At 60.0% G+C, this 14469-nt stretch carries 11 protein-coding genes; 6 read left to right on the forward strand and 5 right to left on the reverse strand.

Annotated elements, in window-relative coordinates; all coding sequences use genetic code 11:
• Positions 1-2: 2 nt before the first annotated feature.
• On the reverse strand, positions 3-1562 hold the full coding sequence (locus RIB87_RS01175; protein ID WP_350142643.1) for a proton-conducting transporter transmembrane domain-containing protein: 1560 nt from the start codon (positions 1560-1562) through the stop codon (positions 3-5).
• A gap of 134 nt (positions 1563-1696) precedes the next feature.
• Here RIB87_RS01175 and RIB87_RS01180 point away from each other — a divergent pair, with 134 nt between their 5' ends.
• From RIB87_RS01180 to RIB87_RS01200, 5 genes are all read left to right on the forward strand, one after another.
• Positions 1697-2584 (forward strand): LysR family transcriptional regulator, encoded by an 888-nt coding sequence (locus RIB87_RS01180; protein WP_350142645.1) that lies wholly within the window; start codon positions 1697-1699, stop codon positions 2582-2584.
• 87 nt (positions 2585-2671) lie between these two features.
• Positions 2672-3301: a TetR/AcrR family transcriptional regulator gene (locus tag RIB87_RS01185; protein ID WP_350142647.1), complete on the forward strand. Its 630-nt coding sequence runs from the start codon at positions 2672-2674 to the stop codon at positions 3299-3301.
• Positions 3294-4130: a glutathione S-transferase family protein gene (locus RIB87_RS01190; RefSeq protein ID WP_350142649.1), complete on the forward strand. Its 837-nt coding sequence runs from the start codon at positions 3294-3296 to the stop codon at positions 4128-4130. The genes RIB87_RS01185 and RIB87_RS01190 overlap by 8 nt, the downstream gene beginning before the upstream one ends.
• A 32-nt stretch (positions 4131-4162) precedes the next feature.
• Positions 4163-5170 carry a cytochrome b gene (locus RIB87_RS01195; RefSeq protein ID WP_350142651.1) on the forward strand — a complete coding sequence of 336 codons (1008 nt, stop codon included), beginning with the start codon at positions 4163-4165 and terminating at the stop codon, positions 5168-5170.
• A 282-nt stretch (positions 5171-5452) separates the two neighbouring features.
• Positions 5453-6736: a DEAD/DEAH box helicase gene (locus RIB87_RS01200; RefSeq protein WP_350142653.1), complete on the forward strand. Its 1284-nt coding sequence runs from the start codon at positions 5453-5455 to the stop codon at positions 6734-6736.
• A 4-nt stretch (positions 6737-6740) separates the two neighbouring features.
• Here RIB87_RS01200 and RIB87_RS01205 read toward each other — a convergent pair whose 3' ends face one another.
• From RIB87_RS01205 to RIB87_RS01220, 4 genes are read right to left on the reverse strand one after another with little or no spacing between them, the layout of a single operon-like run.
• Positions 6741-8741 carry an acetyl/propionyl/methylcrotonyl-CoA carboxylase subunit alpha gene (locus tag RIB87_RS01205; protein WP_350142655.1) on the reverse strand — a complete coding sequence of 667 codons (2001 nt, stop codon included), beginning with the start codon at positions 8739-8741 and terminating at the stop codon, positions 6741-6743.
• A gap of 15 nt (positions 8742-8756) precedes the next feature.
• Positions 8757-9560, reverse strand: a complete 804-nt coding sequence (locus RIB87_RS01210; protein ID WP_350142657.1) for an enoyl-CoA hydratase/isomerase family protein — start codon at positions 9558-9560, stop codon at positions 8757-8759.
• 14 nt (positions 9561-9574) lie between these two features.
• Positions 9575-11197, reverse strand: a complete 1623-nt coding sequence (locus RIB87_RS01215; RefSeq protein ID WP_350142659.1) for an acyl-CoA carboxylase subunit beta — start codon at positions 11195-11197, stop codon at positions 9575-9577.
• Positions 11198-11234: 37 nt separating this feature from the next.
• Positions 11235-13082: an acyclic terpene utilization AtuA family protein gene (locus tag RIB87_RS01220; protein WP_350142661.1), complete on the reverse strand. Its 1848-nt coding sequence runs from the start codon at positions 13080-13082 to the stop codon at positions 11235-11237.
• A 180-nt stretch (positions 13083-13262) separates the two neighbouring features.
• Between RIB87_RS01220 and RIB87_RS01225 the strand changes: the two genes are divergently transcribed.
• A complete protein-coding gene (locus RIB87_RS01225) occupies positions 13263-14405 on the forward strand; it encodes an acyl-CoA dehydrogenase family protein (RefSeq protein WP_350142663.1) in 1143 nt (380 codons plus the stop codon).
• Positions 14406-14469 lie beyond the last annotated feature (64 nt).

Consider the following 14469-nt stretch of genomic DNA (forward strand, 5'->3'; position numbering starts at 1 on the left):
CCTTACAAAGATTTGCGCAGCGACCAACTGTGAACCAGTCGATCAAATATGGCGTTGGCATAAAGCCCGTTGGCAAGGTGAACCCGCAGCCCCGCCGCCGCCGGGTGATAGGCCCATAGCGGAAACATTGCCTGTGCGATGGCCACCAGGCCAAAACTGATAACGGCCAGAATAATCAGCACCCATTCAAGCGGCCCTGCCGCGGGCGTTGGCGGCAATGTGCCCGCCGCCAGCCATACGGCACTTGTTTGAAGCGCGAAGTAGCCGATGGACGCGGCCACCGCATACACTGCCGTGCGCAATGTCAGTGCCTTGGGTGCGGCATCTGCAAGCCCCTGCGCCAGCAAATAGGCGACGCCGAAAATCAGAATGGCTCCCAGCGCAATCGCCTGAGCGGACTTGTCGTAATATCCAAACGCAAAGCCGATCGCGGCATATATCGCCAGCGCCACAACGAAGGCGCGTCCCACCGCAACCGCATTGGGAATGGCAATCGGTCCCGGTCTGCGGATGGCGGCAATCAGATCAACCGCACTGCCTGACGCCAAAAATGCGTGTGCCTTGTAGAGCGAATGCGCCACGATGTGCAGCAGCGCCAGCGGAAACAGCGCCAGACCGCACTGCAAAATCATGAACCCCATCTGCGCGACCGTGGACCAGGCCAGTGATGTTTTCACAGCCGGCTGCGTCAGCATCACAAGCCCGCCGAACAGTGCCGTGAACCCGCCAAACATCACCAGCATGGCCAGCACGCCGGGTGCCAGCAGCATCACGTCGGCAAACCGGATCAGCAAAAACCCGCCCGCATTGATGACACCCGCGTGCAGCAGGGCTGAAACGGGCGTCGGTGCTTCCATCACCTCGGTAAGCCAGCCATGGGTGGGAAACTGCGCCGACTTCAGCAATGCTGCAAAGGCCAGCAGGCCCGCACCCCAAGGGGCATAGTTCGCGCCTTCACCAAGGCGGGCGGCACCCAGAATGGCTGAGATATCGCTGGTGCCATAGCCGACCCACAACACCAAAGCGGCCGCAACCAGAAAGCCGTCACCAAGGCGCGCGGTGATGTATTTCTTGCGCGCGGCCCGCTGTGCCGCCACCCGCTTTGGGTAAAACAGCAGCAACTTGTGCAGCGCCAGGCTGGTAGCAATCCAGGCGCCCACGAGCTGAACCAGATTGCCGGACATAACCAGCAGCAAAACGGCGGCCAGCGTGACGCACAGCCACCCGGTAAACGCTCCCTGCCGTTCTTCGCCATCCAGATAGGTGACCGAGAACCGAACCACCACCCAGCCGACAAACGACACCAGCAGCATCATGACGCTGCTCACCAGATCAAGCCGCACCGAGAAGCCGACGCCGAACACCCCCAGCAGCGGGCTGGTAGCCGCCCCGTTCGAGATCAACAACGCCGTGCACAGGAGCGCCACAACAAACGTGGCAAGCGTTACCCCCTCCGCAATACGGGGCAGACTGCCGGGGCGCTTTCCCGGAGATTTGGAGGCCAGGAAGGCAACCGCGATCAAGGCGAGCGGCGCTGTGAGCGCAAGCAGATAAGTCAGCAATGCAAATATCCCGATGAGGCGTGAGCTGGTGAATCAGCTCCAAGGGTGGGGCAAAACGTGCCCGTGACCTAGCAGGCGCATTTCAATGAAAAAAATACATTGTTTACGCAATTTCATTCTGATTTATAGAACGAATGAACGATCTCAATTATAACCACCTGCGCTATTTCTGGGCCGTTGCCCTTGATGGCAACCTTACCCGCACCGCCGAGCGCCTGAACGTGTCGCAGTCCACGCTGTCGGTGCAGATCAGGAAACTGGAAGAGCGTCTGGGCCACCGGCTGTTTGACCGTTACGCCCGACAGCTTCACCTCACGGAAGCCGGCCGCATCACGCTCGACCACGCGGAGACCATTTTTTCCACCGGCGATGAACTGCTGGGCACCCTGCGTGAAACCGGCACCACCCGCCAGGCATTGCGCGTCGGCGCGCTGGCCACGCTCTCACGCAACTTCCAGATCGGCTTTTTGCGTCCAGTCCTCGCGCGGCCAGACGTTGAGGTGATTTTGCGGTCAGGCAGCCCGACCGAACTTCTGCGCGCGCTTGAAGCGCTCACGCTTGATGTGGTGCTGACCAATCAGGCTCCCGCCCGCGATGCCGTGACGCTTTTTGTGGCGCATCGTCTGGCCGAACAGGAGGTGAGCCTTGTGGGCGCCCCAAAGCGCATCGGCAAAAAACATACCCTCCCGCAACTGCTCGTAAGCCACCCCATTATCCTGCCCACATCCGACAGCAGCGTGCGCACAGGGTTTGACGCCCTCACCCAGCGCCTGGGCATCCGCCCGCAGATTGCCGCAGAAGTGGATGACATGGCGATGATGCGCCTGCTCGCGCGCGAAGATGTGGGCCTTGCCGTGCTGCCCCCCATCGTGGTGCGGGATGAACTGGCATCGGGCCTGCTTGTGGAAGCTGAAAAACTGACCGGCATCGCCGAGGTCTTTTACGCCGTCACCATGAAGCGCCGCTTCCCCAACCCGCTGCTGCGCTCCGTGCTTCAGACGCCGGATCTTGAGATGGAATAGCGCGTATCAAAAATTATTCGATTGAATAGTTTTTTACATGGTGTCATAACCGCTGCTCTGGAACACCTTCCCGCAGCAGGTTGAACCGTGCCCAAACAAGCCACCGCCGCCAGTGTCAAAGCGCGAGACGCCATTTTGAGCGCCGGCAAAACCTGCTTTGCGTCTGTGGGATTTGACGGTGCATCCACCCGCCAGATTGCCGCCATGGCCGGCGTGACGCAGGGGTTGCTGCGCTATCACTTCGGGTCAAAGCACGAGCTGTGGCAGGCGGTGATGGACAGCTATTTCACCGCCATGGCCCCCGACATAGCGAAAACACTCAATCCGGCACCGGGCAAAACACTGGCCGATCAACTGATCGGTACGCTTCGGGTGCTCATCCGCATGTGTGCCGCAGATGCTGACTTTCACCGTCTGATGACCATCGAGGCCCGCGCCCCCAGCGACCGGCTGCGCTGGCTGGTCAAAACCTACGTGCAGGATTTTTTTGACACCGCCATCCAACTGATCCGTGACGGGCAGCGTGCCGGTGTGGTGCGCGACGGCGACCCGGTGCTTCTGTATTACAGCGCCATTGCCATTGCCGGCACGGTGTATAGCCAGGCCCCCGAAATGCATCTGCTGACCGGTACCAATACCAGTCCGGACCCGGATGATGTGGAGCGCATTATTACGGCCGCTTTGTTGGTTGATCCGCAGGAGGTGCCCCGTGGCTGAGATTGAAACCCGGCGCGATGACATTAAGGCGCTGACCGGCGTCCATCTGTTTCATTTCGCTATGTCCAACTGCTCCCAGCGTGTGCGTCTTGTGCTGGAAGAAAAAGCAGTGCGTTGGACATCGCATCATGTGTCGCTGCCCGACAACGAGCATGTGACGCCGGAGTTTCAGGCGCTCAACCCCAATGGTGTTGTGCCGGTGCTCATTCACGATGGGCGAACAATCGTGGAGTCCAACGACATCATTGATTACGTGGACCACACGTTCGATGGCCCGACACTCTGCCCTGAAAACGAAGCGGATGCTGACTACCTGACCAGCTCCCTCGCGGCGTCATCATCCCTGCAGGGCACTATAAAGCTCCTCAGCCATGAGTTTCTGTTCAAGCCGGTTCGGCGCATGAGCGAACAGCAGCTAGACGATCTTGAGAAAAACCGCGCAGACGAAAAGCTGGTTGCGTTCATGCGGGAGTTCTCTTCCAGGCAGGGCTTTGGCGACACCAAAATCCGCGCTGCCGTTCATGAGGTGGATGCGATTTTTGCAGCGTTGGACAATCGTCTGGAAAGCAACCCATGGCTGTCGGGGCAGGCTTATGGGCTGGCCGATATTTCCTGGGTGGTGAATGTGCATCGCGTTGCTGCCATGCGCTACCCGATAGCGCGTCATCCGCACCTGGCAGGCTGGCTGACCCGCATGTATGCCCGCCCGGCATTTCAAAAGGCGGTGACGGGCTACGAGCCCGCCGCCGTCAAAATAGTCTTCGCAGCGTACTCAATCATGCGCCGGCTCAACCGCTCAGGCATTGCCCACTATCTGAAGGCTGCGTGACGCAGATCACTGTCCATAAGCAGGAGAACGCCATGACACGCTTTGCTCCGACGCCAATAAACGCAGTACTTGCTGCGGCAGCGCTCGCCATCTGCATGGTTCCTGATGCAGCCTTTGCGCAGGCAGAAGCCACCAGCGATTTTTTGAAGGACGGCATTGGAACCAACACCGAGCGCATGCCTCACCATGAAGGCAGTTGGGTGGCGCTGGGCATCATCGTGTCGTCTGTGCTGGTGGCCGGTGCGCTCAATGCTGCAAGGCCAACCGTAAGATCCATTGGCGTTGTGCTGGCCGCGCTGGGCTGCCTTGCTGTCACCTCGTGGTTCGTCTGGGCTTATGGCACCGGGTTTGTGTCCGACCCCCGACCCCATGTTGTGCCGACGGATGGGGCCAAACCGACCTTGCTCTGGCTTCAGGCCGCGGCAGGTCTTGCGGCGGGGATTATTCTGTTGCTGGTTGCAAGTGCGCAAATGAAGCGCACCGACAAGTTGGCCCTGCCCGACACAAATACACCTGACACCTATGGCCGGGTGTCGCGCTATTTGCACTGGGCCATTGCGGTCATGTTTCTGTCTTTGGTGCCGATGGGTATTTTCATGTCCATGGTGCCCGACGATACCTCATTCAGACCGGGCTATTACGTGGCGCACAAGACCATCGGCCTGATCATTCTGGCGCTCGCCCTTGCCCGACTCGGCTGGCACTTTTATGCGCCGCGCCCGCATCTTGATGCATCCCTCAAGCCCTGGGAGCGCCGCTCTGCCCATAGCGCCCATGTGCTGCTCTATGTGCTGATGATCGGCTTTCCGGTTACCGGCTTTGTCATGTCCACCTATGCCGGCAAGCTGTCGCATTTCTTCATCTGGGACACGCCGCTGTTCTGGGCGCCGAGTGAGGAGGCTATTGTTATTTGGGGCCTGCTGCACAAGATCGTGCTGCCTTATGTGTTCTTCCTTGTCATTGGCGCGCATGTGCTGGGTGCCCTCAAGCACCAGTTCATTGATGGCCACAAGGGGGCTTTTCGCCGGATGGCCACCTAGCCTGCCAGCGTTGCGCATAGGTGGCATGACTTGCATTCTTCCGGGTTCGGTGCCATGTCCTGTTGCGTAAGCCGCGCTTTGGTGCGGCATTGGCGTTCGCGCAAGTGCGAGGCCGGTCCCTGAAACCTCGTTTTTGAGGCACAGGCTGACCCGCCCCACTCGGCATGAGGGTCAGACCCGACTGTCGCCGGCCGCGATACCACTTTTGCGTCACCCCTGTTTCGGCGGTCCGTGAACGGACCATTTCGAGCGGTGGCGCAGTTCCTATGTGAAAGAGTTCTCTTGAATCAGTTTATTCCGCTTGGCCTCGCCGAGCCGCTCCTTCGTGCCATTGAAGCCGAAGGATACACTTCCCCTACGCCCATTCAGGCCAGGGTTGTTCCCGCCATGATGGCAGGTTCCGATGTGCTGGGCATTGCCCAGACCGGCACCGGCAAGACAGCCGCCTTCGTGCTGCCCATCCTTGACGGCCTTACCAAAGACCCGTTGCCAGCCAAAGCCCGCACCTGCAAGGCGCTTATTCTGGCGCCTACCCGCGAGCTTGCCGCGCAGATTGCCGACAACATTCGCGCCTATGGCAAACACAGCCGTCCGTCTGTCGCCGTGATTGTGGGCGGTGCCAAGATACCGCCGCAGATAAAGGCACTGGCCACGGGCGTTGATATTATTGTCGCCACCCCCGGCCGCCTGCTGGACCATCTGGGCTCACGCAACGTGCGCCTTGATTCCACGCACACCGTTGTGCTGGACGAAGCCGACCAGATGTTTGACCTTGGTTTCATGCCGCAGATCCGCAAATTGCTTGCAGCCCTGCCGCCCAAGCGTCAGACGGTCTTGCTATCGGCAACCATGCCCAAGGCCATCCACAAGCTGGCACAGGAGTTTTTGAAAAACCCCGTCGAAGTGACAGTGACGCCCAACTCCAAACCGATTGACCGCATCGACCAGAAAGTGCTGCAGCTTCAGACCGCCGCCAAGCGCAATGTGCTGGTGGACTATCTGAGCCTGCCCGACATGGACCGTGCCATCGTGTTCACCCGCACCAAGCGCGGTGCCGACAAAGTATGTCAGCATCTTGAGCAGTACGGGTTCAAGGCAGCGGCCATTCACGGCAACAAGAGCCAGAACCAGCGCGTGCGCAGCCTTGCGTCATTCCGTAACGGCAATGTGCGGGTGCTTGTGGCCACCGACATTGCAGCACGCGGCATTGATGTGGATGACGTATCCCACGTTGTGAACTTCGAACTGCCCAACGTGCCCGAAGCCTATGTGCACCGCGTTGGCCGCACCGCGCGTGCGGGCAAAAGCGGACAGGCTATGACCCTGTGCGACAACACTGAACGCAGCCTGCTGCGCGACATTGAACGGCTCATCAAGCGCAAGCTGGATGTGGGTGATTTCCCGCCGCCGTCAGGTCGTGAAAAAGTCGAGGTGGTGGCTGAGCCGGTTCAGCAACAGCAGCCGCGCAAGCGCAAACAGCGTTCATCGCCAACAGCCGGTGCGCCGGGTGCTGCGCGCAATCGCGCCCGTTCACGTCGTCGCAAATCAACCGCCAAAGCCGCCTGACGGCCTAGGCCGCGTCGTCGTCGGCCACGTCGATTTCTACCAGCACGTCGCCAGCGGGCACCTGCACACCAGCGGTGCAGCGCACGCTGGCGATAGTGCCATCGACCTGCGCTAAAATCTGGTGCTGCATTTTCATCGCTTCGAGCACAGCCAGCCGGTCGCCTTTGCGCACCTGCTGGCCTTCGCTCACATGCACCTCAAGAATGAGGCCGTGCATGGGGGCCACCACGCGCCCGCCACCTGCCGCATCATCATCGAGGCCAGCCGTAGCGTGAAGGTTGCGCAATGTGTAGCTGGTGTCAGCGGTGCTGAGTGAAATCGTGCCTGGCGTCGGCAGCACAAACAAGATGTCGTAGCTGGTCGTGTCGATGGTGAGGCGGCAATGAGCATTGCTTATCGTTTCAACGACGACGGCAATCTTGTTGCCTGCATACTCGACCGTCCATTGATCGGTGCCCGCTGCCACAACGGTGACGTCGGCAACGTTCGCGCCCACTTCAAACTGATAGGACGTGGCCAGCCGCCCGCTACTGCTCCAGTTCAACAGCTCCGCATCCACGCCCACAGCAGCAGACCACGCCCGCTGGCGTTCCCCGATCAGCATCAGCACGGATGCTGCCGCAAGCTTCACGCCGTCAGGCTCTGCTGTGCACAGATCGTCGTCGGAAAACTCTTCGGCGATGAACGCCGTTGTAGCCCCGCCGGATGCAAAGGTTTCGCGCGACAGCACATCAATCAGAAAGTCCCGGTTGGTGCTCGGACCAAAAATGCCCGTGCCGCGCAACGCTTCAATCAGCCGTCGCCGCGCAATGTCGCGCGTTTCGCCATGTGCCATGATCTTGGCAATCATCGGGTCATAGAAAGGCGATACATCAAGGCCGGTCGCAATGCCCGCATCCACGCGCACCCCCTCGCCTGTGGGTGGTGCCCATAACTCAATATGCCCGGTACTGGGCAGAAAATTGTCGGAAACATCTTCCGCATACAGACGCACCTCTATGGCGTGGCCGTTCAGCGAAATGTCCTCCTGCATTATCCCCAGCGGCTCCCCCTGCGCCACGCGCAGTTGCAGCGCCACAAGGTCAAGGCCGGTGATGAGTTCGGTAACCGGATGCTCCACCTGCAAGCGCGTGTTCATTTCCAGAAAATAAAATGCACCGTCATCGGCAAGCAAAAACTCAACCGTGCCCGCCCCGCGATAGCCGATAGCCTGTGCTGCTTCCACCGCCGCTGCGCCCATGCGGCGGCGCAAGTCAGCCGTCAATACCGGGCATGGTGCCTCTTCCACAACCTTCTGGTGACGGCGCTGCACTGAGCAATCACGCTCGCCCAGGTGCACCGTGTTGCCCGCTTCATCCGCAAACACCTGCACTTCAACGTGGCGGGGCCGAATGATCGCCCTTTCCAGAATGAGCTCGCCGGACCCAAAGGCGTTTTCAGCTTCAGAGCGGGCCAGTCTCAGAGCCTCAGGCAACTCGTCAGCCTGCTGCACAAGCCGCATCCCGCGCCCGCCGCCCCCGGCCGCCGCTTTCACCATCACCGGAAAGCCGATCGTTTTGGAGGCGTCAACAAACGCTGTTTCGGCCTGATCCGCGCCTTCATAGCCGGGCACGCACGGCACGCCTGCCGCAATCATCCGCCGTTTGGCTTCGGCCTTGTTGCCCATCAACTGCACCGCGTCCGCACGCGGACCGATAAACACCAGACCGCGCGCCTCGCAGGCACGCACAAAGTCTGCGTTCTCGCTCAAAAAGCCATAGCCGGGATGAATGGCCTGTGCGCCGGTTTGTTCGGCGGCAGTCAAAATCCGTTCAGGGTCCAGATAGGATTGCGCCACCGGGGCCGGGCCAATGCACACCGCCTGATCTGCCATCGCCACATGCGGCGCGCGGGCGTCAGCATCGGAATAAACCGCCACCGTGCGATAGCCCAGTGCCTTGGCCGTGCGCATCACGCGGCAGGCAATCTCGCCGCGGTTGGCCACCAGTATGGAGTTGAAACGCATGGTAGGTGTCCGCCTTTACTGCGCCCAATCGGGCTTGCGCTTCTCCAGAAAGGACGCAACGCCCTCCCTGCCCTCGTCACTCAGCAGCCGCCCGGTGAAGTTTTCAGCCGCCGCATCAATCGCCTGCATCCTGTCCATGTCGGGCAGCGCCAGAATAAGCGACTTGGTGTCGGCAATGGCACCCGGTGCGCATTTGAGCACCTGCGACCTGATTTGCTGTTCAACCGCGTTGATGCCGTCAACGCCATTCGCGACAAAGTCAGCGAAGCCCAGTTCGTGCGCTCCGGCGCCGTCGAAGCGGGCTGCGGTCAGCATCAGTCGCCTGGCGGTGGCGTAGCCGAGTTTTTGAATAACAAACGGCGCAATCTGCGCTGGCGAAATGCCGATCGCGGTTTCCGTCATGGCAAAGCGTGCCGAGGTTTCGCAGATCACCACATCAGCACAGCACGCCATGCCAAAGCCGCCCGCCATGGCGGCACCTTCAATCACTGCAATCACCACCTGTGGCATGTCATTGATAAGGTCAAACAGCACCGCCCCGTTTTTTGACATCGCAATAATGTCATCACGCGACCCGCCGCCCTGAAACGATGATTTGAACTGCTTGAGATTGCCGCCCGCGCAAAAAATGCCGTGCCGCCCGCGCAGGGTGATACCACGCACAGCCCTGTCGTCGCGCACGGCCTCAAGTGTGGCACGAACGTCGCCCACCAGATCATCCGTCAGTGCATTGCGCGTGTCAGGCTGGTCAAACCAGATGGTGAGCCAGCCACCATCAAGCTCAAGGTCAACCGCAGAAACGTTGGGAAGCGTTGTCATTTTTGTATTGCCCTTTAGTGGCGTCCAACACCGAAACTGTTGGGGTGCAGCGTCTTGTTGCGCCCCTCCCAAATTGTCTGCAGCGCGAAGCCAAGCACCTTGCGCGTATCACGCGGGTCTATGATGCCGTGATCCAGTAACCGTCCCGACGTATAAAACGACGTGGACTGATCGTCGAATAGCTTGACGACAGCCGCCCGCTGCGCTGCCAGAGCTTCTTCATCCACGTCCTGCCCGCGCCGTGCGGCGGAACTTCGCGCCACTTCCTCCATGGTGCCTGCTGCCTGTTCGCCGCCCATCACGCCGGTGGTGGCGTTGGGCCAGGCAAACAGAAACTCAGGCTCATAGGCATAACCCGACATGCCGTAATTGCCCGCCCCAAAACTCGCGCCAATATACAGCGAGATTTTGGGCACACGCACATTCGACACAGCCTGAATCATTTTCGAGCCGTGCTTAATCATGCCCGCCTGCTCATATTCCGTACCCACCATATAGCCGGTAGTGTTGTTCAAAAAAATGATTGGCAGATCGGACTGGTCGCAAAGCTGAAAGAAATGTGACGCCTTGGTGGCCCCGGCCGGGTCAATCGGCCCGTTATTGCCGATCAACCCGCAGGCATGACCCATGATGCTTGCCTGAAGGCACACTGTGGCAGGCCCGTAACGGGGCTTGAACTCCACAAAGTCAGAGCCATCCACCAGCCGGGCGGCAACTTCTCGCACATCATAAGGTTGCCGATAATCCACCGGCACAACACCGGCCAACTCATCCGGGCTGAGTTTGGGCGGCTCATAGGTGCGCGCCGGCGCGCGGGCAATCTGCTTGTTGTGGTCAATGCGCGTCATCAGATCGCGCAGAATGAGAATACTGTGCGCGTCGTCTTCCGCGACATATTCCACAAGCCCGGTGACACTGGCGTGCATCTCCGTGCCACCAAGCGCGGCAGGGTCCGCCACCTCGCCCGTTGCAGCCTTGACGAGTGCCGCCCCTGCCAGCGCCGCCATGCCGTTCTTCTTGACGCCAATTACATAGTCGCTCATGCCCGGCTGATAGGCCCCGCCCGCCGTCGATGGCCCATGCAGAATGACAAAGGTCGGAATGCCCAGCGCGCTTAACCGCGCCAGATTATAAAACATGCGCCCGCCATGCGCCCACAGCTCCACGGTGTATTCAAACAGGTTTGCGCCCGCGCTCTCCACCAGATGCACAAACGGCAATTTCTGACGGATGGCGCAGTCCATGATGCCCGTCATGACGCCCACAGACTGCGTGGTCATGGCACCTGCACTGATGCCGCTGTCATCCACATAAATCATGCAGCGGACGCCACCAACAAAGCCGATTCCGGCAATGATATTTGCACCGGGTACGGATGTTTCGGGGTTGGGGTCATCAACCTGAAAGTTCGCCATGTTGTAGAGCCGCTGAAACGGCATACCGGGGTCCAGAAGGCGTTCGAGCCGCTGGCGTGGCGTCAACTGGCCGCGCTCCTCAAACCGGGGCTTGCGCTTTTCTGAAAGCGCTGCGGCGCGCGCTTCGTAGCTGCGCAACTGCTCAACCAGCGCCAGCATGTCGGCACGGTTGGCCGCAAAGGCTTGCGAACCCGGATCAATCTTGCTTTGGAAAACTGGCATCACTGCCCCTCAGGCGGTTGGTCGATGGATCGTGGCATTAAAGCTGCCCGGCAAGCGTTGCAGGAACGGCCACCGGATGGTCCAGCAGTATTTGCGCATAGGCCTTTGCTTGCGGGTCAGCACGCAGGCTGGCGACACCACCACCGCCCAGCGCGTCGTGCAGCAAAAAATTAAACGCATGTGAGCCGGGCAGGAAAAACCGTTGAACAGCCGTTGCGTCTGCCGGTCGCTCAAGGAAGTGCGCAAACCGTTTTGCCACGGCGTCCGCTGTAAGCGCCTGCGCGATATACGGCAGATAGTCCGCCTTGCGCGCAATCACACCGATATTGGCTTTGTCTCCCTTGTCGCCACTACGCGCCCAGGCAAGGCTGATGAGCGGCACTTCTTTGGTGGCGGTTTCCATATCGGGTGCGGCCGGTTCAGTGGGGCGTTCAAGGCTTGAAGGCGTAAATGCCAGGCCCTCCTCCGCCTGCTGCGTGGTGGTGTCACCCTCAACATCCACCGTGATTGTCACAGCGCTCTTGGGCAACAAAAACGAAAACAGCCGGATGACCGGGGACGGCTTGGGCCGCCCGCCTGCAAAACTCGTCAGCCCCGGCGGTGTCGCCAGCGCCAGACCGGTCACTTCTTTCAGCAAAACCCCAATGCCGCGAGCGTCAGGGTGTTTGGCCGCGAGTTTCATCACCACTTCGCGGGACGCTGGGTTTGACGATGCATTTCCGTAATGCGCGTCGTCGCCAATGATCTCTATGCTGGTTTCGGTGAAATCTGCCGCGTTGGCCTGCCGCAATATGCGTTGCGCGCGGGCAATGGAGGTCTGCGCATAGGTGCGCGCCTTGTCGGCGGCATCAAGGCCGATAAACGCCATCATCAACCCACCGCGAAACCCGTCCGCATAGGTAGTGCAAACCTTATAGGTGTCGGGCGCTGGCAACCCGCGCGCACCTGATACTTGCACCTGATCGGGCGCGGTCTCGCGCACCTGCACCTGCGAAAAATCGCACACAACGTCGGGCACGATGTAGGCCTGCGGATCACCGATCTCATACAGCATCTGCTCGCAAACCGTGCCGATACTCACCTTGCCGCCCGTGTCAGCGGGCTTGCTGCACACAAACGTGCCGTCCGCGTTCACCTGCGCAATCGGGTAGCCGATGGTGTCAAGATCATCCGCAACGTCACGCCAGTCGGTGAAGTTGCCGCCGGTCGCCTGTGGTCCGCACTCAATGATGTGACCAGCCAATGTGCCTGCGGCCAGCAGGTCATGGTCATCGCGCTTCCAGCCAAATGCGTGGATGCAAGCGCCCAGCGTCACCGCGCTGTCCACCACACGGCCTGTGATGACAATGTCAGCCCCACGTGCCAGCGCATCTGCAATCGGAAAAGCCCCCAGATAGGCGTTGATGCTGGCGACGCTTTTGGGGTTTGGAAAGGCGCCCCCGGAAAACATTTCCAGGTGCCGGGCTTTGGCCAGTTCATCTGCCTGGTGAAGCAGATCATCACCGGCAACAACGGCCACCTTGAGATCAAGTCCGGCGTCGCGAACCAGCGCGCGCACTGCCTCACCGCAGGCGGCCGGATTAACGCCGCCCGCGTTTGAAATGACTTTGACGCCCCGCGCTGCGATGTCTGCCAGATGCGGTGCGATTACGCCGGTCACAAAATCAGTGGCATAACCCTGCGCCGGATCCTTGGCGCGGGCGCGCGCCATGATCGACATGGTAATTTCGGCCAGATAATCAAAAACCAGATAATCAAGGTCACCGCCACGCAGCAGTTGCGGTGTGGCGTGCAGCGCCTCGCCCCAAAATCCACCCGCCCCGCCAATGCGAATGCTCTGCCTGCCTGCCGCTGCCATTGGTGTCCTGCCTGTATTCTTTTTCACGTGGTCTTTGCGTCATTCAGGCGACGGCCACGTTTGATCCTGAGGCCCGATGATCGACCGACCGCAGCGTTAATACAAGATAGCCGTCGCAATCTGTGTGGGCACAGTTTTGTGCGCGCTGTATGCTATTACACAAACGTGCATCGAATGCGTACCAACGCACACCGCAGGGAGACCACAATGCTAAGCCCCCACGACACCGAGGAACGCCGCCAGTTCCGCGACACTGTGCGCCGCTTCGTGGAAAACGAAGTGCGTCCCTACGCGGATGAATGGGATGAAGCCGAGGAGATTCCCTGGGAGTTGCATGAGAAGGCAGGCTCGCTTGGCGCGTTCGGCTTTGGCATTGACGAGCAATATGGCGGACTGGGCTTTGACGATGCGTTTTTGCGCATGGCCTGGATGGAAGAAATGGGCAAGTCCGGTGCCAATGGCGTGCTCGCGGCTTTGGTGGGGCGCACCATTTCGCTCGACCCCATTCAAAAACTCGCCATCCCCGAAATCCGTGAGCGCGTGCTGCCCGATGTGGTGGCCGGCCGCAAAGGCTCAAGCCTCGCCATCACCGAACCGTCCGGCGGGTCTGACGTGGCCAACATGAAAACCCGCGCCCATAAGGACGGCAACCACTGGGTGCTCAACGGCTCCAAGACATTCATCACCGGGGGCATGAAGAGCGATTATTTTGTGGTCGGCGCGCGCACCGGCGGCGAAGGTCTCAACGGCATCTCGCTGTTTTTCGTCGAAAAGGATGCGCCTGGCTTCGAGCGCACAAAACTCGGCAAGAAAATGGGCTGGTGGGCGTCTGACCAGGCAACGCTCTATTTTGATAACTGCCGCGTGCCTGCTGAAAATCTGATGGGCGAAGAAGGCCGCGGCTTCATCGAGATCATGAAGAACTTCAACCTTGAGCGCGTCGGCCTGACGGCGGAAGCGCTGGGCATGATGAAAGAGGCTCTGCGCTGCTCCATCGAGTGGGCGCAGGAGCGCCAGACATTCGGCCAGCCGATGATCCGCCATCAGGTCATCCGTCACAAGATTGCGGATATGTCGGCCAAAACGGACGCGCTGGACGCCTATCTCCAGCAGATTTGCTATACCATCAACGAAGGCGAAATGCCGGTGGCGGAAATCTGCAAGGCCAAGTTTCTGGGCACGAAATCGCTTGAGTTTGTGGCATCAGAAGCCATGCAGATTTTGGGCGGTGCGGGCTACCTGCGGGGCAATTCGGTGGAGCGGATTTACCGCGAAGTGAAAGTTCTGTCGATCGGTGGCGGTTCCGAAGAAATCATGCGCGACCTCGCCGTGCGCCAGATGGGACTGTAAGCAGGAGCAGGTCGCGCATTGACGCAAGACATCGTTCATCTGCACGCGGCTAGACTGGTTTCCT

It is taken from the genome of Pyruvatibacter sp. (assembly GCF_040219635.1).
In the GTDB taxonomy this organism is placed as follows: Bacteria; Pseudomonadota; Alphaproteobacteria; order CGMCC-115125; family CGMCC-115125; genus Pyruvatibacter.

What these genes read in the sequence shown, in the direction of transcription:
- RIB87_RS01180 (WP_350142645.1), top strand. Translation starts at nt 1,697, where the DNA reads ATGAACGATCTCAATTATAACCACCTGCGCTATTTCTGGGCCGTTGCC.
- RIB87_RS01195 (WP_350142651.1), top strand. Translation starts at nt 4,163, where the DNA reads ATGACACGCTTTGCTCCGACGCCAATAAACGCAGTACTTGCTGCGGCA.
- RIB87_RS01205 (WP_350142655.1), bottom strand. Translation starts at nt 8,741, where the DNA reads ATGCGTTTCAACTCCATACTGGTGGCCAACCGCGGCGAGATTGCCTGC.
- RIB87_RS01225 (WP_350142663.1), top strand. Translation starts at nt 13,263, where the DNA reads ATGCTAAGCCCCCACGACACCGAGGAACGCCGCCAGTTCCGCGACACT.
- RIB87_RS01215 (WP_350142659.1), bottom strand. Translation starts at nt 11,197, where the DNA reads ATGCCAGTTTTCCAAAGCAAGATTGATCCGGGTTCGCAAGCCTTTGCG.
- RIB87_RS01210 (WP_350142657.1), bottom strand. Translation starts at nt 9,560, where the DNA reads ATGACAACGCTTCCCAACGTTTCTGCGGTTGACCTTGAGCTTGATGGT.